This window comes from Candidatus Manganitrophaceae bacterium (genome assembly GCA_016200325.1).
GTDB lineage: Bacteria > Nitrospirota > Nitrospiria > SBBL01 > Manganitrophaceae > Manganitrophus.
In genome coordinates, this window is the sequence record JACQEZ010000020.1 from 152,458 (window position 1) to 172,999 (window position 20,542).

Below are 20,542 nucleotides of genomic sequence, written 5' to 3' on the forward strand. Positions count from 1 at the left end.
CGGCTGCATCCTCCTGGCAACCAGACGAACCCTGGGGAGTGAACTCACCCCCCCACATAGGTCTCTTGGCTTTGCGTCCTGCCCTCTCGGGTCGTTTGCCCTTTTCGCGAGTAATAGTGATATGCTATGACAGGGTATACGCAAACGATATGCCTGTGGGGAGTAAAAGGGGAAGAGGATGGAATCTATCCCACCTTTATTGAAGGAGTTCTTTAAAGTTGAACAAGCATGTCCGATCCGGCAAGCCTGAATTTCGGGGCAAAACGCACTTTTTGTCCGATCGGTATGAAAAGGGTTACATAAGAACACCCCTCGATCGGGGGGGTTGTCCGGAGACCTCCATTTTAATAAAATAATCTGCTTCTAACCCAAGGTCGGTTTTTTATATGATTCAATATTTTATTCCATTTTTAAACGGTCTTCTCTGTGTCGGATTGGGCGCTTTTGTCCTGTCCGAAAACCGTCGATCTTTCATCCATCAGACCTTTTTCTTTGGAATGATTGTTTTGGCCATGGAAGAACTCTTTAACGGGATGGTCATGAAATCCGGCCTCCCGACGGAAGTTCTCTACTGGAGAAGATGGGAGCTCACGGCCGTCGCTCCTCTCTCCGCTGTTTGGCTTTTGTTTAGTGTCAGTTTTGGGAGATCAAACTACAAAGAGCTGATTGCAAAATGGAAATGGGTCGCCATTGCCTTTCTCCTCTTTCCCTTGTCGATGGTTACCATATTTATTGATGCCTTTTTCATATTGCCGGACCCGCTGGAGGAGAGCGCCATCTTGGTCATGCCGCTCGGATGGTCTGGCTATGCGTTTTATCTCTTCGATCTCGTCTCTTCCGTTGTAATCCTAATGAATCTGGAGGAAACCCTTCGCGCCACGGCTGGGAATAAGCGATGGCAGATCAAATTTATGATTTTGGGTGTGGGAGGACTCTTTGCCCTTGAAGTTTATACGGCCAGTCAAACCCTTCTCTTCTCGTCGATTCGATGGGGAATGGGGCCGATCAATTCATTCGCCGTGCTGGTGGCGAATGTGTTTATTATTTTTTCCCTCATGCGCAATCGTTTCTTGGATGTTGATCTCTATTTTTCGCGCACCTTCCTTTCGAATTCGATTACCGTCGCTGTCGTCGGTGTCTACCTGTTGGCGGTCGGCATCCTTGCGAAAGCGATCGGCTTTTTCGGCGAGAACGGGGCCGTTCCAGTCGGAATGTTTTTTGTCTTTCTCTCCTTGCTTGCATTAAGTGCCCTCCTCCTCTCGGACCATCTGCGTCAGGAGTTTAAGCGATTTATCAGTCGAAATTTTTATCGATCAAGGTATGATTATCGGAAGGAGTGGATGGCATTTACGCGACAGACGACCTCCCTCGTAGAAGTTCGGGATCTCTGTTCTGTCGTGACAAAAAAAGTGGCCGAGACGCTCGGAACTCCATCCGTTACAATTTGGTTGATTGACGAGGGAACCGATTTGGTCTCTTTGGGCGGATCGACCCTCTTTTCTGATTCCAATATTCTGGGTTTATCAAATGCAGGCAAGGTCTGGGGAGCGCTTCTTGCGATGGCTCGGGAAAATCCTGTTCCGTTTGATTTCGCTTCTCCGACTTTGGCGGCAGCGAAGCAGCTAAAAGAGTCTTATTCGGATTATTTTGACGAGGCGAGGATTGATCACTGTGTACCGCTGATTGCAGGAAAACAGCTCCTGGGGGTCATGACATTGGGACCCCGGGTGATGAAAGAGGCATTTTTGGTGGAGGATTATGACTTATTGAAAACGATCGCCGACCAGACGGCGGGGAGCCTCCTCAATCTCAAGCTGGCCCAGCATCTGATGAAAGCCAAAGAAATGGAAGCATTTCAGACCCTTTCCGCATTTTTTATTCACGATTTGAAAAATGTGGCGTCGATGCTCTCCCTGACCATGCGAAATCTTCCTGCCCATTTTGATAATCCCGAATTCAGGAGTGATACCCTTCGGGTCATCTCGCAGAGTGTTGGCAAGATGAATGACATGTGCAGCCGGCTCTCTCTCTTAACACGGAAGCTGGAACTGCAGCCGGCCGAAGTCGATCTGAATGAACTCACCACCGCTATATTGAGTGAGATGAACGGCTCGATCAGATCGATGCTCATTCGCAATTTCAGAACGGTTCCGAAATGTAGTGTGGACTCAGACCAAATTCGAAAAGTGATTGTAAACTTAGTCCTGAACGCAAATGACGCCGTGAGCCAACAGGGGACGATCCGTGTTGAGACCGATCAAGTCGATGAGTGCGTTGTCCTCTCCGTCACGGACAACGGCTGTGGTATTCCAAAAGAGTTCATCGAACGGGCCCTTTTTCAGCCGTTCCAGACGACGAAAAGTGAAGGGCTGGGAATCGGACTTTTTCACAGCAAGAAAATAGTCGAGGCCCATCACGGAAGAATTCAGGTCGAGAGCGAAGAGGGGGTCGGAACCACGTTCCGTGTGATCTTGCCGATCCATCAGAGTGGGCAGGTGAATGGGCGTAAATACGAAGTATAAAATTTTAATCGTCGACGACGACGAGACGATTCGTCAGCAGATGAAATGGGCGCTGACGGACGAATATGAAGTCTTCCCGGCCGAGAACCGCAGGACGGCGATCGATCTTTTTAGGCGCGAGCTTCCTCCGGTGGTGACCCTCGACCTCGGCCTTGCCCCGCATCCGCGGGAGGCGACGGAAGGATTGCTCGCCCTCTCCGAGATGTTGGAGATCGATCCGCGCGTCAAAATTATTATTGTCAGCGGCAACGCCGACCGAGCAAATGCGTTGAAGGCGATTGAACAAGGTGCGTTTGATTTTTTCACCAAGCCGATTGAAATCGATGAAATACGGATTACCCTTCGACGGGCGATTCATGTCTTTCAATTGGAAGAGGAGAATCGCCAATTAAAACGACGCCCGATCCAGGAAGGAAGGATGATCGGTACGAGCCGAATGATGGAGGGGCTTTTCGCGACGATCCGAAAAGTATCAACCGCCGACATTCCTGTCCTGATTCAGGGGGAGAGCGGGACCGGAAAGGAACTCGTCGCCCAATCGATTCACCAACAGAGCGCGCGGAACACGGGGCCGTTTATTGCGATCAATTGCGGCGCGATCCCGGAGAACCTGTTGGAGAGCGAGCTGTTCGGCCATGAAAAGGGGGCCTTCACCGGCGCCCATGCGCAGCGTAAGGGGAGAATCGAATACGCGGCGGGCGGAACCCTTTTCTTGGATGAAATCGGGGAGCTGGGGTTGGGACTCCAGGTTAAGCTCCTTCGCTTCCTTCAAGAAAAGACCATTGAGCGGGTCGGCGGAAGGGAGAGCCTTTCGATCGATGCGAGGGTCATTGCTGCCACCCATCGTGATCTGAAGGAGCGAATGGCCGGCGGCACCTTCCGAGAGGATCTTTTTTACCGATTGAGCGTGGTCTCCATCTCGGTCCCTCCATTGCGCGAAAGAAATGGAGATCTGATGTTGTTGGTCCGCGCCTTTATTTCCCGGTTTACGGAGGAGATCGGTAAGAAAGTGAAGGGGTTAACCCCGACTGCGATTGAAGCGGTGACCGCTTACGCCTGGCCGGGGAATGTCCGAGAGTTAGAAAATAAGATCCGAAGAGGGGTGGTGATGAGTGATGGCGTGTTGCTGACCCCGGAGGATCTGGAGCTGACGGTGCCGACTGATGTGGCCCCGCTTCCCCGGCTGAAAACAGCCAGGGAGCAGCTGGAGCGGCAGCTGGTGGAGTCGGCCATGGCGCGCTTCGGCGGAAATGTGACTCAAGCGGCCTCTGCGCTCGGAATTTCCCGTCAAGCCCTCCATGATATCCTTTCAAAGCATCAGATCGAACGTCCTTCCTAGGCACAAAATCGCTGAATCCTTTCCCTGATCAAAATCATTCCAGATGACCCTCGGTTAGATATTCTTAAATAGAATATCCCAAAATAGTTTTACATTTCACCTTCGGATCCGGCCATAACGGGGCGGGTATGAAGAGACCGCCGGGGAAATGGACACCTTTTAAAAGCCCATATTTGTATAAACTATTAATCTTATTATTATTTTTTACGTGAGCTGACTTTTCTATAAAAGAGAGGTGACGGACTGCTTGACACAAACTCTCCAGGGGGAGGGGGTCTCGATCGACCTCGAAATCATTTATAAAAACAATGCTCGATATTTCAATGGTTTATATGTTTGTTCTGCGATCGGAAAGAACTGGCACATTCCTTGTAATCTATACTGGCGTGATTGATAGAACCATCGAATTTAAGCAAAGGGGTGATAAATGAAAAAATTATTAGGCATTTTGGGGATGTTCATGCTGGTCTCGGTTGTCGCGACGCCGGCACATGCCATCTCCTTAACCCTCAGTGACGGGGTGAATACGGTTACATGTACCGATGGCGCCGCATGCGATATCAACGGTTCCGGCGGGGCGGTGACCTTTGTGGGAAGTGTTGGGAATTTTACGTTTAACATTACTACGGCGATCACCTATCCGATCCTTGGAACACAAGACGCCGCAGAACTGGATATCTCGTCGCTCAATGTGAGCAGTTCAGGCGCCGGGACATTGACGATTAAAGCGGTTCAGGGTGGCTTTACCGGACCGGTCGACGGCGGATTTACTTCAATCAAAACAGCCGTCGGCGGGACAACCACCGGCTCCGTAAGCTTTGAAAGCTATTTGAATTCGACGCTTCTTGCCTCAACCGGCGACTTGACCGGCCCGGCATTTTCCACCACCTCTTCGGCGACCGTTCCTTTTCCCGGTCCTTTTTCAATCACCGCCCAAGCGGATATCACGCACCTGACCGCGGGAGCGACCAGCTTCGATTTACACGTCTCTCCTGTGCCCGAGCCGTCGGTTCTTCTTCTCATGGGCTCCGGTTTTATCGGACTGAGCTTCTGGGGTAGAAAGAGACTCAACGGAGCGAAATAAGAGCCCACTTCGTTCGGTTTAAAGTTAGAAGGCCGGCATGATCGAAAGATCATCCGGCCTTTTGTCTTATCCGAACGCAAAAAAACGCGTACCCCGCATGCCGCGATTCTCTTTACTTGCATCCTCACCTCTTTTTCTGTAGGCTAACGGCTCATGCAGACACTTTCTCTCAAAAAGGCAGTTGTAACCCGCGTCATGCGGGGTCATCCTTGGATCTATCGTAACGAGCTTCCGGAACTCCCGCCCGATTTTCCTCCCGGCGCGTTGGTTGAGTTGGTCGACTCCCGAGGCCGTTTTATCGCCATCGGTTATTGCAATCCAAAATCGGTCATTACGGTGCGGATTTTATCGCGGGAGCGGGAGACGATCGATGAAGGCTTTTTTCGAAAGAGAATCGGGGCGGCCCATCGTTTTCGGGAGCGGTTTTATGCCGGTGAAGAGAGCTATCGGGTCGTTTATAGCGAGGCCGATCTTCTTCCCGGGGTGATCCTCGACCGATATGGAGATCACGCCGTCGTCCAGATTTTGACCGCCGGGATGGAGCGGCATACCGAATCGATTGTCGCCGCCATCCGAGAGGTTCTCTCGCCGCAGACCCTCATCGCCCGAAATGATGTCTCTTCCCGCGCCCTCGAAGGGTTGAAAGTAGAAAGCAGCATCCTCTTCGGAACCTATGCGCCGCCGGTTGTCGTTAAAAAAAACGGCCTTCATTTTGAAGTCGATCTGCTGGCCGGCCAGAAGCCCGGATTCTTTTTAGACCAGTCCGACAACTATCTTGCCCTGCAAGGAATCGTAGAGGGACAGGAGGTCCTCGACACCTTCTGTTACAGCGGAGGCTGGTCGTTGCACGCGGCTCGATTCGATGCGAAGTCGATCACCGGGGTCGACGCATCCGAGAGCGCCATTGCGCTTGCCCGTCAAAACGCAATCCGGAACGGCTCGGATGCACGCTGCCAGTTTTATGTCGCCAATGTTTTCGATTTCTTAAAGGAGTGCGAAAAGGAGAGGCGGCGGTATGACTGCATTATCCTCGACCCTCCCTCTTTCGTAAAGCGCCGGAAGGAGATCGAGAATGCAATCCGGGGCTATAAAGAGATCAACCTTCGGGCGATGAAACTCCTCCGGCCGGGAGGATTCCTCGTCACCTGTTCCTGCTCCTACCATCTCTCGCCCGATCAGTTTCGCGACATGCTCGTCGATGCCGCCGGAGATGTCGGAAGAACCCTCCGGCAGATTTCCCTTCGATCGCAAGGAAAAGACCATCCGGCGCTTCTCGCCCTTCCAGAGACAGAATATCTGAAATGTGCCTTTCTGCAGGTTCTATAAGAGGTAAAACGGCGCGCTTCGGGCCGATCTCCCACGAATAGATGCGGAATCGCCGCGTCCCCCCACTTTACCGTTCGGTACAGATCCGCTAAAATAAATAAATGCGGAGATGATCCGAATCGATATTTTAGTGAAGGGGAGGGGAGACGATGAGCGATTATTCACCGGGCTTGGCGGGTGTTCCTGCAACGCGGTCCAAGGTCAGCTACCTGGATGGAACCAAGGGGATCTTGGAGTACCGCGGCATTCGGCTGGAGACCTTGGCCGAGCGGAGCCACTTTATTGAAACCGCTTATCTTCTTCTGTTTGGAAATCTCCCAACCCCCGCTCAGCTTGAGAGGTTTGATAAAGACTTACGGATCCATCGGCGAATTAAGTATCGGATCGTCGATCTGATCAAGTGTCTCCCGGACAACGGCCACCCGATGGATGCCTTGCAGGCGGCGGTGGCAGCGCTGGGAATGTTTTATCCAGACAAGAATGTTCAGGATGAGCAGACGCAATATCTCTCCGCCGTCCGTCTCATCGCCAAGCTGCCGACGATCGTCGCCGCTTACGCGCGGCTCCGGCGGGGCGATGACCAGATCCAGCCGCGCGATGATCTAAATTACGCTGAAAACTTCCTCTATATGCTCACCGAGAAGGTCCCCGACAAGGTGATGTCGGAGGTCTTCGACACCTGTCTCATCCTTCATGCCGAACACACCATGAACGCCTCCACCTTCAGCGGACTGGTCACGGCGTCGACGCTCGCCGATCCCTACACCGTCGTCTCCTCGGCGGTCGGCACCCTCAAAGGACCGCTGCATGGCGGGGCGAACGAGAAGGTCTTGGCAATGCTCAAAGAGATTGGCTCCGTCGATCGGGTCCGGCCTCACATTGAGGCGAAGGTCAAAGCCAAGGAGCGGATCATGGGCCTGGGGCATCGGGAGTATAAAGTGAAAGATCCCCGCGCGATCATCCTTCAAAAGCTGGCAAAGCGGATCTTCGAGCATTACGGAAAATCGCCCCTTTATGAAGTGGCCGTCGAGGTGGAGAAGATTGGGGAGGAGTATCTCTCTTCAAAGAAAATTTACGCCAATGTCGATTTCTATTCCGGCATCCTCTACCAAAAGATGGGGATCGAGTCCGATTTCTTTACCCCGATTTTTGCGATGGCCCGCGTCGTCGGCTGGCTGGCCCACTGGATCGAGCAGGTCAAGGACAACCATATCTTCCGGCCGACCGAGATCTATGAAGGGGAGCATAACCGAACGTATCTGCCGATGTCGGAGCGAAAGGGATAGGCCGGGGATCGACCGATTTCTTTAAAAGAAAACCACTTGACTCCTTTTCGGGAATATTGTAATTCTTGAAGCGGAATCTTTATTCTTGGTTGAACCGACGACCTGTCTAAAACGGGAGGGGGCAAACCGATGAAGAAGGCTGCGACAAGAAAAAAGCCGGCAACGAGAACCGCTAAAAAAGGCGTCAAGAAGAGCACCGCAAAGACGGTCCGGGGGAGAACCAGCGCAAAGAGCGCCGCGCTGAAAAAGAAGACCACGGCGAAGGCTAAAACGGCCAAAGGGAGATCTGCCGCAGCAAAACGGACCCCCTCTAAACCGGCCACCTCTAAGAAAGCGACCTCTAAAAGATCGACCGCCAAGAAGGCGACGACCGCTAAAAAATCAACTCCCAAAGCAACCCAAAAAACAGCAGCCAAAAGAAAACCAACCGCCGCTCGATCTGCCGCGGCTGCTGAAAAGCTGACCGCCGTTCCAAAAAGAGTGACACCCCCGGTTCCGGTGATCTCGACCCGGGATGCTCCCGTCCCTTCTCCCGCCTCTCCAACGACCTCCACCCCGGGGCAGGCCGCCGCAGAGACCGTCATCGAGCAACCGATCGGCACGGTGACCCATTACTATTCGCATCTCTCCGTGGCAGTGGTCCAGCTCAATGAAGGGAACCTACAGGTCGGGGACACCATCCGGATCAAAGGACATACGACCAATCTGGAACAGCCGATCGAGTCGATGGAGGTCGACCATCAGTCGGTTCAACAGGCCTCCTCAGGGCAGGTCTTCGGGCTCAAAGTCCGGGATCACGTCCGTGAGCATGATCAGATCTACAAAGGCTAGGCCGAGCGGATCGGGCGTTTCGCAATCGGGCGACCGAATCCATCAAGACGGAGCGGTACCGCTTTAACTTTTGAATGATTGAGTGCCTTCTTCGGTCTTTCGTCCCTCTTCGGTTCGTACGTCGATCGTACCTTATCGTCCGAGACCGATCTCGAAACCCTCCTATAGAACGTTTAGAATGCCGGTTTCTCATCCGTTTTTTTCCTCTCTCTCTTGCTATTTTATTTCAGGTCGAATTAAACTTTTCTCATGTTCTGTAGCTCCGCGTGAATCGATCACCCTCAAAGGGAGGAAGCGATGGCGACCTATATCATGCTCAGCACCATCACCGATGACGGAAGCAAGACGCTCTATGAAAATCCAAGCCGTTTGAAGGAGGTCAATAAAGAGATCGAAGGGATGGGGGTGAAGGTCATCGGACAATATGCGACCCTCGGACCGTACGATTTCGTCAATATCATTGAAGCTCCCGACAATGAGACGGTGGCGCGGCTTTCGGTCGCGCTCGGAGCGCGGGGATCGGTTCGGCTGCTCACCCTGCCGGCGATCCCGATTGAGAAATTCATCTCCACGCTGGGACAGAAAAAATAACCGTGGCCTAACGGCGTCGGTCGAGGTCGGTCCGGATCGTCTTAAAGACCGTGTCAAACATCGACTCGGTCAGGCGGCCGGTTTGTGTGTTCTGGCGGCTGGGATGATAGGAGATAAAGAGGCGGAGGGCCGGGGCAATGGGGTAAGCCGCGCCATGTTGGAAGGGGAGGGCGGCGGCCGGCAGGTCGATCCCACGCGCGTCACGAAGGGCCGCCCGAAATCCGTCGAGCGCGATCTTCCCAAAAACAAGAACCGCTTTCACCTTGGTCAGTAGCCGCAGCTCGTTGACCAAATGTCCTCGGCACGCATCGATTTCGCTGGGGAGCGGTTTGTTCTCGGGCGGGGCGCAGTGGGCGACCGCGGTCAGGTAGGCATCGTGCAGGCGAAGACCGTCGCCGCGGTGCTGTGAGGTCGGTTGGTTGGCAAAGCCCGCTTTGTGAAGGGCGCGAAAGAGAAAGTCGCCCGAGGCGTCCCCCGTGAAGACCCGTCCGGTGCGGTTTCCGCCATGCGCGGCCGGCGCCAGTCCGATCATGAGGAGCCGCGCCTTCGGATCTCCCCATCCCGGAACCGGTCTTCCCCAGTAGGTCTCCTCCCGATAGGCCCGTCGTTTCGTCTGGGCGACCTCCCGGCAGTAGTTCACCAGCCGAGGGCAGCGGGTGCAATTTACGATCTCTTCTTCGATCGATTGAATCGTCTGGAGGGTCACAGGCCGATGGTATCAAATCAGAAACGGCGTGACAAGGGGAGAAGCCTGCTCGGAGGACTCGGCCTGATCTCTTTGGCCGGCTTTCTCGTCACCCTCCCGCATGCGGTAGAAGACTTTGTCTACGGTGTGCCGCAGAAGTATGGCGTCGGCCTCTCGGTGGCGGGGTTTCTCCTCGCCGTCGGCTACTTCGTCCAGGTCTATGGCATTATTCTCTTAATGTCGGAAAGGCCGGCGGGAAGGTGGATCACCTTGATGATCGGTTTCACCTGGCTTGCAGGGGCATCATGGGACCATCTCCTCGATCTTTTCAGCGCTGAGCCTTATCGCCAAGGGGCGATCTCTCGGACCTGGATTGCCGGCATCTTCCTCTGGAGTATGACCGTGGTATCGGCCTCTCTCTTTCTGCTTTACTCGGCCTATTCGGCGCGCCGTCTGAAATAGGCGGCGAGCTGATAAGGAGCAAGCCGAAGCGGTGTCGGGCGACCCCCTTCTATCACAGCAGGGAGGAGCGCTTCCTCCTTTCCACCGAACTGTTTTTCTTCACTGTCGAGACGCCGCTCCCACCTTCCGTCGGGAAGCTGAAGCGAAAGAGACGTAGGGCTTGGATTGAGGCTGAAGAGGATTGCACGCTCCTCGCCGGATTTGACAAGGAGACAAGCCTCCGAATCGAACCGGTCTACCGAAACCAACCCCGGCGTGGAAACGGTCTTCCACTCGGATTTTCGAAGCGCGATCGCCTGCTTATAAAATGTGAAGAGCTGGTCATAGGGCGCCTGGTAACGCCGCGACGGATCGATTTTCGATCTCAAGAAAGTCTCTTCCGATTGGGGATCCGGCACCCCGCCCGTCCATCCGAATTGCGCCGCCTCTTCCGCCCTTCCTTTTCTCACCCCCTCGGCCAGAGCCGGATCTTGGTAGTCGGTGAAATATTGAAAGGGAGCGGTCTCTCCATACTCCTCCCCCATGAAGAGAAGGGGGAGGTTCGGCGAGAGGAGCACCATGGCGGCGGCGAGCTTTTGAGCCTCAAATGGAATGAGCGTCGACAGGCGGTCCCCCTGAATCCGGTTCCCGATCTGATCATGGTTTTGGGAAAAGACGACAAACCGAAAAGGAGAGAGATCCGCAGAGGGGCTCCCGTGAATCCGATTCCGATAAGGAGAATAGGTTCCAGCGATGACATACCCTTCGCGAATCGCCCGCGCCATCTGATCGAGCTGCCCAAAATCAAGATAATACCCTTGCTCTTCTTTTGTCAGAAGCGTATGAAGACAATGGTGAAAATCATCGCTCCATTGGGCATCGATCCCATAACCTCCCCGTTCCGGCGGCAGGATGATCTTTGGGTCGTTCAGGTCGCTCTCGGCGATGAGATGGACCGACCGTCCCAATTCCGAGGCGAGCGCCCCGACCGCTTCCTTCATTTCACGCAAGATATGTTTGGCGGAGAAGTCGTAGATCGCATGGATGGCGTCGAGCCGCAGCGCATCGATGTGGTATTCGCGAATCCAATAGAGGGCATTATCGATCACATAGCGCCGGACGAAATCGGATCCGGCATCGTCATAATTGACGGCGTCTCCCCATGGGGTCTTATATTTCGGCGTGAAGTAGGGGCCGAATTCGCGGAGGTAGTTTCCCTCATGGCCGACGTGATTGTAAACGACGTCGAGGACGACCGCGATCCCGGCCGCATGACAAGCGTCGACCAGACGCTTCAGCCCGATCGGTCCGCCGTAGCTGCTTTGAGGGGCAAAGAGATGAACGCCGTCATATCCCCAGTTCCGGGTTCCGGGGAATTGGGCGATCGGCATAATCTCGATGGCGGTCACACCGAGGTCATTTTTCAAATAGCCGAGCTGAGGGATGATCGCTTCGAACGTCCCTTCATTCGTAAACGTTCCGGTATGAAGCTCATAGAAGAGATAGCTTTCCAACGGAATCCCCCGCCAGGCGGCATCCGACCAGGAGAATGCATTGGGGGCGACGATTTCGGACGGTCCATGGACCCCTTCCGGTTGGAATCGGGAGTAAGGGTCGGGCCGCTCTTTCTCTCCGTCGATTTTATAAAAGTAGCGGCTGCCGACCGGAACCTCTTTTACGGTCGCTTCAAAACAGTTCCGGCCGGCCGGCCGCATCGGCGTCTGAAGAGGAAGCCCCTGGCCGATGAGCTTGACCGCCATCTCCTTGGCAAAAGGGGCCCATACATGGAATTGGATCGTTTTATTTTCGAGGATCGTGGCGCCAAAAGGGATGGAATGTACGGGGGCTGACTTCAATTGAACACTCCTTTATAAAGAATATTGCGGTATCGCTTTTATGATTGTACTGAAATAAAAAGGAGGGATACAAGACCACCGAAAAGATTACGATCGGTCGGTCATTTTATCGTGGTGGCAAGCAGGGCGCGGTTCTCGATGACGATCTTTCCATTCTTTCTATAGGCAGAAATAGCGAGGGATGTTTCCTGCTTTATTTTTTCTTGATCGATGGGAGAAAATTGATCGAGCGGGGCTTTTAATGTTCCCGACTCGGTATTGATCTTCCAATAGGTCTCGAAGTCATCGAAGGTATATTCGAGCCGAAGCGGGGTGATGCGGACGTCGCGGAAGCCGGCCGACTGAAAGAGCGCTTCCAATTTTCCGGGAGGACCGAGATCAGCCATCTTCGGCGTGGGAGGGCGGCGGTCCTGCGGGAGCCGCTTTAGAATCCTCTCCCAAATAAGATGGATCGATCGAATCTGATTGAATTCCCCCCAAACGGCGATCGCCATTTTCCCGCCGGTTTTCAGCACGCGACGCATCTCCTTCATCCCCAGGATCGGATCATCAAAGAGCATCACGCCGAAGCGGCTGATCACCCGGTCGAATCGCTCTGTCTCAAATCCGAGCGCTTCCGCTTTCATTTGAAGAAAGGTCACCGAGGAAAGCCCTTCCCGTTGTCCCTTTTCACGGGCGATGCCGACCATCGCTTCCGCGCCGTCGATTGCGGTGATTCGAAGGTGGGGGCCGAAACGTCGGGCGATCGTCAGGGAGGGCTCTCCCGTTCCCGCGGCGACATCGAGAAGCTGCTGTCCCTTCGAAAGATCGGCGGAGGCGATGAGTGCCTCCGCGACCGGCTGGATATAGGGGAGCCACCGATCGAAGCTTTTCGCCATTTCATTCCAATCGATGGCACCGGGATTGGATCCGATGGAAGGAGTCGACATGGAGCGATTCTAATCGAGTGGGGGAAAAAGTCAAGTGTTGATAGGATTGGGTTTGGCCTCTTTGGGTGGACAAGAAAAGGAGCTGATCGAGGGACCTTCATTCTGATTGCATCAATTTTTTGAAAGGTCGTGGGATAAAACCCCACGACCTTAGATTCTAAGAATGCGGCTATTTTTTAGGTTGAATAGAAATTTCGATGACGGTGTTCCCGACTCGAATTTGATCGCGGTTTTTGAGGAAATCTTCTTTGATCACGAAGCCGTTTACCATGGTGCCATTTGCGCTTTTTAGATCCCGGATGATCGCCGTTTCGCCATAGATTTGAATGACGCACTGCTGACGGGAGACCTCCGGGTCGCGGACGATCATCTCCCCCTCTGTCCGGCCGATTCGGACCACCGGTTTGGAGAGAAGAAAGCGCTTTCCCGGGTCATCCCCTTCGAGGATCGCCAGACACCATGCTTTGTCGGAAAGAAGAAAGGGGGCCTTTCCCTGGATCATTTTAAAGACCGCTGAGGTTTCGTTTTTGCTTTCTGCCGGAGCATAATTGAGCATCGTTTTGCTCGGATCGATTCCAAAGCCCCCGCCGCCGAAGGCGGCCGCGGCGATCCCTTTTTTCGGTTTGCTGATATGTTCGCAATAGGGGCATCCCGCGAGGCCGCTCTTTTCAGGGGAGAGGTCGTAAATGGTATAACAATTTTCACAAGTCATTTGCATGGAGCACCTCGGATTGAAAGGGTTTTGTCGACTGCGATTAAAAATAGGTATCAGTATTTTTCAACCACATTGACCTGGGCGATCTTCCATTCGTCCTTACTTCTAACCAGTTTCCAATAGACCAGCATCTTTTCCACCTGCCGGACATCGCTCTTTTGAGATTGCAGAACGACCGTTTGGAGGAGCGAGGCGGAGGCTTCGTTTCCGTCGATTTTGATTTCATAAATTTCATAATTTGCTGAGAGCCGGTCAAACCGCTCGAACCACTGACCGAGCTTTTGGCGAAGCGGCGGTGGCGGATGAAGGTGTCCCCGCAGGACCTGGTCGATATCCCGGTTCTCAAGGGCCCGCTTCTGATTGGCAATCAGTGCGCGGATCTGCGCTGGGTCGTCCGGATGAAGGGACGCAGTCGAAGGAGCGGCCGGCGCGGCGGCTTCCGCGGGCGGCTCCTCTTTTTGCTCAGGTCGAGGGACGGGGGGGGAGGGGACGGATGGTCGCAACGGCTCGATTCGTTTCTTTCCGAATGAAGCGGCCGGCTGCGCGCTCGGCGGCGCGCTTGGCTGCGATCGATGATCGAGCTTCGCGAGAATTTCGCGGGCCCGTTCCCCCTCCGGCGCCTGCGGGGCGAGCTTGACGGCGAGGGATAACTCTTGCGCCGCAAGGGAGTCGACCCCTTTCTTAAAGTAGAGAAACCCCAAATCGTAGTGGAGGAGCGGGTCATTCTGGAAAAGGGGGGCGGCGTCGGCAAAGATCCGAAGCGCCGCGTCCGGCTCCTTCTTTTCTTCATAGACCGTCCCGAGGAGATGATACGCTTGAATCTGATTCGGGTCGACTTCGATAATTTGCCGCAGCTTCTTCTCAACCTCATCAAGACGGCCGGCGTTATAATCTTCTTTCGCTTCCTGATAAAGGGTTGGGATGTCTCGCGCCGGAAGCGCCGGGGTTGCCCCAGACGCTGCAGCGGTTTCGTCCGGGGCAGGCGATGCCGGCGGAACGGTCGGTCCATTCGGCGCCGGCTTGGCCAGTGCGATCGCGATCGATTCATCCGTTGGGCCAGTATGGATCGAAGGGGAGGAAGGCGAGTCCTGTTCAACCAGGCGGAAGAGGCCGCTCTTGAATTGATCGAGATAGGCGAGCACCCCCTTTTCTTGAAGGGTCGCTTCCACGGAGAGACGCATCTCCTCCAGCAAAGGAACATTTGCACGCATCCGGGTCACGAAACTGATATTCGACAAGAGGAGCAGCGTCAGGAAGGCCGCACCGGAGACGATAAAGAAGAGAAGCGAGACCCAGCGTGAAAAGCGTCGGCCCCGGGGAGGGGGGAGGATAATCTTGCTCTGGCTAATGCTCTTTTTGACCGCCGCAGCTTGCGCGTTTGCGGGGGCGACCGGTCGGATCACGGTGCTCCGGTCCAACCCCTCGGCCGGGCGGCGCTCTGGGCGGGTCACCAGCTGAAAGCGGCGGGTGTCTTCTGCAATCTGATGATCGAAAAGCTGTTTCATATAATGAGAGAGGGAGAGACTGCTGAAGGCATATCCCTTCTGGGTAATCAATCCCTCGAGCGCCCTTTCCATCTCGGATGCGCTCTGATACCGCGCTTCGACCTCTTTGGCGAGTGCTCTCTCCAAGATCGCTTCCAACTCGGGAGGGATCGCCGGATTGAGCCGGGTGGGAGGGGCAATCTCCGCTTTTCTGACCTTCTCCAAGATGGAGATCTCGTCGTTTCCGGTAAAGAGCCGTTCCCCGGTAACCGCCTCGTAGAGGACAATACCCAATGCAAAGAGATCGCTCCGGCCGTCGACCGGCTTTCCCCACGCCTGTTCCGGCGACATATAGGCGAGCTTCCCCTTCAGGATGCCGGTCTTGGTCTCTTGGCCTCCCATCGCTGCTTTCGCAATCCCAAAGTCGACCAGCTTGACCTCTCCCTCATAGGAGACCAGGATATTCTGAGGCGAGATGTCGCGATGGACCAGATGAAGATCGTTCCCCTGGAGATCGCTTTTCCGGTGCGCGTAATCGAGCGCCGAGCAGATCTTGCTGACGATGAGAAGGGCGTCGCCGATGGAGAGCGGCATGCTCCGCGACCGTCCCTGCTGGAGGACCGTCTTGAGGTCCTTTCCCATGACATATTCCATGGCGATGTAGTAAGCCTGATCGACGCTGCCGAGGTCATAGATCTGAACGATATTTTGATGGGTCAGAAGGGCGGCGAGCTTCGCCTCGTTAACGAACATTGAGATGAACTCGGTCCCTTGGGTCAGATGGGGCAAGATCCGCTTGATGGCGACGACCTTCTCGAACCCCGAGAGGCCGGTCTGCTTGGCCAGATAGAGCTCGGCCATTCCCCCGGTTCCGATTTTATCGAGGAGGAGATACTTTCCAAAGGGGGTCGGATGACTCATCGATGCCTCAGGGTGACGACGCGGCTTCTCCGGGAGGATGCGGCATCCCACCAGTGGATAAGGAGATGACATTCGAGCTGGAGCGGCCAGGGCCCGGCGCGGACGGCTGTATTGCGGCGTCCGAGGGCCAATAAAATCTACCACCCGATCCAAAAGCTGTCAATTAACAGAGAGTTGAAAGCGACCGCCAAAGCCGGAAGATACCTAATAGGAATCTTTTCTTGTCTTGTCTTGCCGAAAATTATTTTTGCGGCGTTAAGGGTGGGAGCCGGTGTTGATTCGATTCTCTTTTCGGATGACGTGGGGTGACGCTTTCAGAAAGTTTTGAAAAGAAATTTAAACCGCGGGCAATTTGAAGAGCCGTTCGGCGTTTGCGGAGGTCGCCTCCGCGATCATTTCAAACGGTTGATTCCGAAGCTGTGCGATCTTCTCGGCGACCGCCCGGACATAAGCCGGCTCGTTGCGCTTTCCGCGATAGCCTTGCGGGGCGAGGTAGGGGGCGTCGGTTTCAATGACGATTCGCGACAGGTCGGCGGCCGCCGCGGCCTGTTGAAGCGGAATCGCTTTGGGAAAGGTCATGATGCCTGAGAAAGAGAGATAGAACCCAAGCGCCGCCGCCCGGGCGGCGATCGGCGGATCTCCGGTGAAGCAATGGAAAACCGCCCCGACGTCGGCCGCATGGGCCCGGCCCCCTTCTTCCTCTAAAATTTGAAAGGTCTCCTCCCATGCGTCGCGCGTGTGGATGACCAACGGGAGCCGTTTTCGTTTGGCCAGTCGGATCTGTTCGATGAAGGCGCGGCGTTGTTCTTCGGGAGTGGAATGGTGATAAAAGTAATCGAGCCCGGTCTCGCCGAGGCCGACCACCTTAGGATGGCCTGCCAACGTCTCCAACGCCTCCAGCAAAGGGGGATCGAGCCGCTTTGCCTCATGAGGATGGAGCCCGACGGTGGCCCAGAGGAATGGATGCCGTTCGGCGAGGTCGACCGCCCGTTGGCTCGACGGCAGGTCGGTTCCGATCAGGATCATTTTCCGAACGCCGGCGTCCAGAGCCCGTTGAATGACCGCCTCTCGGTCGGCATCGAACTCCGGGTCGGCCATGTGATTGTGCGTGTCAATTAACATCCGAATAGCATCCGAATCTCAACCAGAAAGGATGATTTTACTTCCGATGCACCAAAAATTCAACTTCTGTGCAAGGGGTGCACGGAGCGCCTCGGCGATCAAGACAAAATGACTCCGATTGAATCAAAGTGCTTCGGCGCGTTTTCGGCGAACGCCAGAGGAGAACCAGGGAAAAGGAATCGGTGAAATTTAATGGTCTGCTTCTTGCTTTTATAACAGACGGCGCATATTGGGGTCTCTTGTTCTTGTTCCAATGTATGTTACGATGGAGGTGATAGATGAATCGTTCTCATACCATCGTCATCATCCTTTTGATGGCATTGTCATTGACGGCCGGTGGGTGCATCTTCAAGACGCAGAAGGTGGCGGTGCCCCCTCAGAATAAAGCGCTCGAATCACGGATTCAAAACAAGTTAAAGAACGATCCGCTGACCGCTCCTTGGGAAATCCGTCCGCATGTCGATGGCGCTACGGTGACTTTGACCGGCCTGGTCGATCAAGAAAAAGAGCGGCAGCGGGCGGAAGAGTTAGCGCGGTCCGTCGTCGGCGAATTCAGAAAGGTCAACAATCAGCTCTTGCTGACGATTGAGGTGATCCTCGACAATTCGATCGTGGCGAAATTGAAAACCGATCTCATCACCGATCCAACCACCCGGATGGCGACGATTGATGTCAAAAGTTACAAGGGGGTGGTCACCCTCAACGGCGAGGTTGTGTCGGCGGAGCAAAAACGCGAAGCGGAGCGGCTGGCACAGAGTATTGCCGGCGTCAGACAAATCGAGAACCGACTAAAGGTGCAGGGTTAATCCGATGCCGAAATATGATGTCATTGTAGTCGGTCTGGGTCCGGCGGGGGCCATTGCGGCGTATGAGCTGAGCCGGCAAGGGTTTCGCGTCTTGGCGATCGAGCGCTCTGCGCTCCCGATGCAGAAAGCCTGCGGCGGCGCGTTGAGCGTTCGCGCGGCAAATTTAATTCCATTTGATCTGGGCGATCAGATTGAACAGGTGATCCAAGGGGTCCGGTTCACCTTCCGCGGAAGCGATCCATTTATTGTCGAAAGCACCGAGCCGATTGCCTACACCACCACCCGGGACCGCTTTGATCACTTCATGGTGTTAAAGGCGCAGAAGCAGGGTGCGGTGATCCTCGATGAGACCGAGGTGACCGATTGGGTCCAAGAAGGGCGGGAGGTGACCGTCCGCTCCGTATTGGAGAGATGGCGATGCCGTTACCTGATCCTTGCGGACGGGATGAGCGGGCTGCTTCGGCGGATCGGCGAGCGGGGAGATGAAGTCTGGATCGGGGTCGAGAGCGAGATCCCTTTGCCCGAACCGAAAAGGGCCGGAGAGAGCCTCGTTCAGATCGACCTCGGGTCGGCCCCCTCGGGATTCGGGTGGCTTCTCCCGAAAAAAGACCATCAGACGGTCGGGATCGCCGGTTCGGAAAGAAAGGTCCGGAGCGCGGGAGACCTTTATGGAGAATTTATTGAGAGTCAGGGGATTCTCAAAGAGGCGTCGGGTCAACAGGTCCACATGTACCGGCAGGTCGCGCTGAGTCATCGGGTTCCGCTTCACGAGGGAAATGCCTTGTGGGCGGGCGATGCCGCCGGTCTCATCGATCCCTTTTCGGGGGAGGGTCTCTATTCGGCGCTGCTGACCGGCTTAATTGCGGCGGAGGTGATTTCGAACAACATCCTGGAGCAGAAAGAGGGGCTTGCGGCCTACACCGCCCGGATTCTGGCGGAGACGGCGGAAGAGTTTCACGCCGCGCGCCGCTTCGCCCGCCTGCTGCACCGATGGCCCGAGACGAGCTACCGCTTTGTCGAAAGCCACAAGTGGGTCGCGGAGCTCTATTTCGAAATCTTGCAGGGGCGCGCCCGCTACGACCATGTCTGGCCGATCGTCCGGAAGGAGTGGCTTCACTTCGCCTGGCGGCATTGGTTGAGACCGACCGACGCCGGGGTCGTCCCGATCAGCCGGAATCCGCTCGTCTCCTTTTGGAAGAAGGGGAGCGCCCTTTTATTCCAAAACGACACCATTGCCCGCTACCTTCAAGATCGCCGGGCGCATTGACCCTCTCCGCCGGATCCCTTCATCCGGTGATCCGGCGGGATCTTCTCCATCGGCTGCAACGATTTTATCGATTCCCTTCCGCGGCTCATACGCGTTTTTGTCCGATCGCGGCGACAATGCGTTGCGCCTCAAAGGCAATCTCCCGCAGCATTCCTGTCGCCGAGACGTGATACCCGCAGAAGTAGAGTCCCGGAATCGGCGCCTCACGCCCACTTGACAGGGGGGTGCCGTTTTCGTCGTAGACGGCCGAGGTCCCTTCTAAGAATGCGTTGACCCGCGGGCGATAGCCGGTCGCCAAAATCACCGCCTCGAACTTCCGCTGGTCTCCATCGGTGAAGCGGACCCCCTCTTCCGTGAACCGTTCGATCCCCGGACAGACGGTGATCCCGCCCTGCTTGATCTGTTTGATCGTGCCGACGTCGATAAGCGGGATGCGCGCGTCGTGTCGGATCTGGGTTGCCGGCCCATACGGCAGTTTGCGCAGCCCATACCGGGTGAGGTCGCCGATGGCGGCGCGCAAAATCAGCGCGTTCAACCGATCGGCCCATCGCGGCGGCAGCAGTTTCCTTTGCGCGAGGCCAATCGAGAGAATTGGAATGCCGAACAACTCGCGTGGGATCACATTCACCGGGCTTCGGACGGCAAGGCTCGGCCGGGCCCCCTGCTCCCATAGGTCGAGGGCGATCTCGCCGCCGGAGTTGCCGAAACCGACCACGAGCACCCTCCTGCTCTTGAAAGGTAACCCATCTCGATATTGAGAAGCATGCAGGAGGGTACCCCGGAAGGAGGTTTGTCCCGGCCAATGGGGAAGGTACGGTTCGCGGTTGTAGCCGGTGGCGATCACGAGATTTTCCGACCGGTAGCGGGCATCCTGCGTCTCGACTTCCCAGAGACCGTTTGAAAAGCGCGCCGAGACCACCTGTTGACCCAACCGAGGCCTCAATTGAAACTGCTGCGCATACCGCTCCAGGTAACGAATCACTTCCAGGCGGGACGGGTAGCGCGGGACCTCCTTGGGAAAGGGGACGAAGGGGAGTGCGGAGTGGGCCTTGTCGGTATGGAGGTGGAGCCGGTTGTAATGGCGGTGCCAAGCTGCTCCGACCTGGTCACTCTGCTCCAGGATGAGAAAGGGGAGACCGGCCCCTTTGAGGCAGGCCCCCACCGCGAGCCCGGCCGGCCCTGCGCCGATGATGATCGTATCGCGGCCGGCATCACGTGGGGCGATTTGAGAATGGGCGACATCGTTCGACATGTTACCGATACGACGGGGTGTGTCGGCCTATGAGTCGACCCCTCCCCCAAGCCCGCCGTTTCAGAAACGTCCTGCCGGCCGCGAA

At 55.4% G+C, this 20,542-nt stretch carries 17 protein-coding genes and 1 riboswitch; of the genes, 10 read left to right on the plus strand and 7 right to left on the minus strand.

Annotated features, from left to right (window positions below; translation table 11 throughout):
* Positions 1-12 precede the first annotated feature (12 nt).
* Positions 13-110, minus strand: a riboswitch (cyclic di-GMP riboswitch).
* A gap of 402 nt (positions 111-512) precedes the next feature.
* The 7 genes from prsK to HY282_17850 all read left to right on the plus strand — a co-directional run bounded on the left by prsK (position 513) and on the right by HY282_17850 (position 8,979).
* Positions 513-2,522, plus strand: a complete 2,010-nt coding sequence (prsK, locus tag HY282_17820) for a PEP-CTERM system histidine kinase PrsK (protein ID MBI3805611.1) — start codon at positions 513-515, stop codon at positions 2,520-2,522.
* Positions 2,500-3,861, plus strand: a complete 1,362-nt coding sequence (gene prsR / locus HY282_17825) for a PEP-CTERM-box response regulator transcription factor (protein ID MBI3805612.1) — start codon at positions 2,500-2,502, stop codon at positions 3,859-3,861. The genes prsK and prsR overlap by 23 nt, the downstream gene beginning before the upstream one ends.
* Before the next feature lie 427 nt (positions 3,862-4,288).
* Entirely contained in the window at positions 4,289-4,945 is a 657-nt protein-coding gene (locus HY282_17830; GenBank protein MBI3805613.1) for a PEP-CTERM sorting domain-containing protein, read from the plus strand.
* Between the two features lie 153 nt (positions 4,946-5,098).
* The gene (locus HY282_17835; protein ID MBI3805614.1) at positions 5,099-6,271 is read left to right on the plus strand and encodes a class I SAM-dependent rRNA methyltransferase; all 1,173 of its coding nucleotides are present in this window, start codon (positions 5,099-5,101) and stop codon (positions 6,269-6,271) included.
* A 149-nt stretch (positions 6,272-6,420) separates the two neighbouring features.
* A complete protein-coding gene (locus tag HY282_17840) occupies positions 6,421-7,557 on the plus strand; it encodes a citrate synthase (protein MBI3805615.1) in 1,137 nt (378 codons plus the stop codon).
* Between the two features lie 582 nt (positions 7,558-8,139).
* Positions 8,140-8,388 (plus strand): translation elongation factor-like protein, encoded by a 249-nt coding sequence (locus HY282_17845; protein ID MBI3805616.1) that lies wholly within the window; start codon positions 8,140-8,142, stop codon positions 8,386-8,388.
* Between the two features lie 297 nt (positions 8,389-8,685).
* Positions 8,686-8,979, plus strand: a complete 294-nt coding sequence (locus HY282_17850; GenBank protein ID MBI3805617.1) for a GYD domain-containing protein — start codon at positions 8,686-8,688, stop codon at positions 8,977-8,979.
* A gap of 7 nt (positions 8,980-8,986) precedes the next feature.
* On the opposite strand, the gene HY282_17855 is transcribed toward HY282_17850, so the two are convergent.
* Positions 8,987-9,685, minus strand: coding sequence for a uracil-DNA glycosylase (locus HY282_17855; protein MBI3805618.1), 699 nt, complete (start codon positions 9,683-9,685; stop codon positions 8,987-8,989).
* Positions 9,686-9,691: 6 nt separating this feature from the next.
* On the opposite strand from HY282_17855, the gene HY282_17860 reads away from it, so the two are divergent.
* Positions 9,692-10,126 carry a hypothetical protein gene (locus HY282_17860; protein MBI3805619.1) on the plus strand — a complete coding sequence of 145 codons (435 nt, stop codon included), beginning with the start codon at positions 9,692-9,694 and terminating at the stop codon, positions 10,124-10,126.
* Here the strand turns inward: HY282_17860 and treZ are convergent.
* The 5 genes from treZ to HY282_17885 form a co-directional block, all read right to left on the minus strand.
* On the minus strand, positions 10,102-11,937 hold the full coding sequence (gene treZ / locus HY282_17865; GenBank protein ID MBI3805620.1) for a malto-oligosyltrehalose trehalohydrolase: 1,836 nt from the start codon (positions 11,935-11,937) through the stop codon (positions 10,102-10,104). The genes HY282_17860 and treZ overlap by 25 nt on opposite strands.
* A gap of 125 nt (positions 11,938-12,062) precedes the next feature.
* A complete protein-coding gene (locus HY282_17870; protein ID MBI3805621.1) occupies positions 12,063-12,890 on the minus strand; it encodes a class I SAM-dependent methyltransferase in 828 nt (275 codons plus the stop codon).
* A gap of 169 nt (positions 12,891-13,059) precedes the next feature.
* Positions 13,060-13,608: an FHA domain-containing protein gene (locus tag HY282_17875; GenBank protein MBI3805622.1), complete on the minus strand. Its 549-nt coding sequence runs from the start codon at positions 13,606-13,608 to the stop codon at positions 13,060-13,062.
* Between the two features lie 50 nt (positions 13,609-13,658).
* Positions 13,659-16,010 carry a protein kinase gene (locus HY282_17880; GenBank protein MBI3805623.1) on the minus strand — a complete coding sequence of 784 codons (2,352 nt, stop codon included), beginning with the start codon at positions 16,008-16,010 and terminating at the stop codon, positions 13,659-13,661.
* Positions 16,011-16,346: 336 nt separating this feature from the next.
* Positions 16,347-17,132, minus strand: coding sequence for a TatD family hydrolase (locus tag HY282_17885; protein MBI3805624.1), 786 nt, complete (start codon positions 17,130-17,132; stop codon positions 16,347-16,349).
* A gap of 278 nt (positions 17,133-17,410) precedes the next feature.
* Between HY282_17885 and HY282_17890 the strand changes: the two genes are divergently transcribed.
* On the plus strand, positions 17,411-17,938 hold the full coding sequence (locus HY282_17890) for a BON domain-containing protein (protein ID MBI3805625.1): 528 nt from the start codon (positions 17,411-17,413) through the stop codon (positions 17,936-17,938).
* Positions 17,939-17,942: 4 nt separating this feature from the next.
* Positions 17,943-19,205 carry an NAD(P)/FAD-dependent oxidoreductase gene (locus HY282_17895; GenBank protein ID MBI3805626.1) on the plus strand — a complete coding sequence of 421 codons (1,263 nt, stop codon included), beginning with the start codon at positions 17,943-17,945 and terminating at the stop codon, positions 19,203-19,205.
* A gap of 85 nt (positions 19,206-19,290) precedes the next feature.
* On the opposite strand, the gene HY282_17900 is transcribed toward HY282_17895, so the two are convergent.
* On the minus strand, positions 19,291-20,457 hold the full coding sequence (locus HY282_17900) for an NAD(P)/FAD-dependent oxidoreductase (GenBank protein MBI3805627.1): 1,167 nt from the start codon (positions 20,455-20,457) through the stop codon (positions 19,291-19,293).
* Positions 20,458-20,542 lie beyond the last annotated feature (85 nt).

Coding starts and splice junctions, on each gene's coding strand:
- HY282_17830 (MBI3805613.1), top strand. CDS start 4,289: ATGAAAAAATTATTAGGCATTTTGGGGATGTTCATGCTGGTCTCGGTT.
- HY282_17870 (MBI3805621.1), bottom strand. CDS start 12,890: ATGTCGACTCCTTCCATCGGATCCAATCCCGGTGCCATCGATTGGAAT.
- HY282_17860 (MBI3805619.1), top strand. CDS start 9,692: ATGGTATCAAATCAGAAACGGCGTGACAAGGGGAGAAGCCTGCTCGGA.
- prsK (MBI3805611.1), top strand. CDS start 513: ATGGAAGAACTCTTTAACGGGATGGTCATGAAATCCGGCCTCCCGACG.
- HY282_17850 (MBI3805617.1), top strand. CDS start 8,686: ATGGCGACCTATATCATGCTCAGCACCATCACCGATGACGGAAGCAAG.
- HY282_17890 (MBI3805625.1), top strand. CDS start 17,411: ATGAATCGTTCTCATACCATCGTCATCATCCTTTTGATGGCATTGTCA.
- HY282_17880 (MBI3805623.1), bottom strand. CDS start 16,010: ATGAGTCATCCGACCCCCTTTGGAAAGTATCTCCTCCTCGATAAAATC.
- HY282_17875 (MBI3805622.1), bottom strand. CDS start 13,608: ATGCAAATGACTTGTGAAAATTGTTATACCATTTACGACCTCTCCCCT.
- HY282_17900 (MBI3805627.1), bottom strand. CDS start 20,457: ATGTCGAACGATGTCGCCCATTCTCAAATCGCCCCACGTGATGCCGGC.
- prsR (MBI3805612.1), top strand. CDS start 2,500: ATGGGCGTAAATACGAAGTATAAAATTTTAATCGTCGACGACGACGAG.
- HY282_17835 (MBI3805614.1), top strand. CDS start 5,099: ATGCAGACACTTTCTCTCAAAAAGGCAGTTGTAACCCGCGTCATGCGG.
- HY282_17840 (MBI3805615.1), top strand. CDS start 6,421: ATGAGCGATTATTCACCGGGCTTGGCGGGTGTTCCTGCAACGCGGTCC.
- HY282_17895 (MBI3805626.1), top strand. CDS start 17,943: ATGCCGAAATATGATGTCATTGTAGTCGGTCTGGGTCCGGCGGGGGCC.
- HY282_17885 (MBI3805624.1), bottom strand. CDS start 17,132: ATGTTAATTGACACGCACAATCACATGGCCGACCCGGAGTTCGATGCC.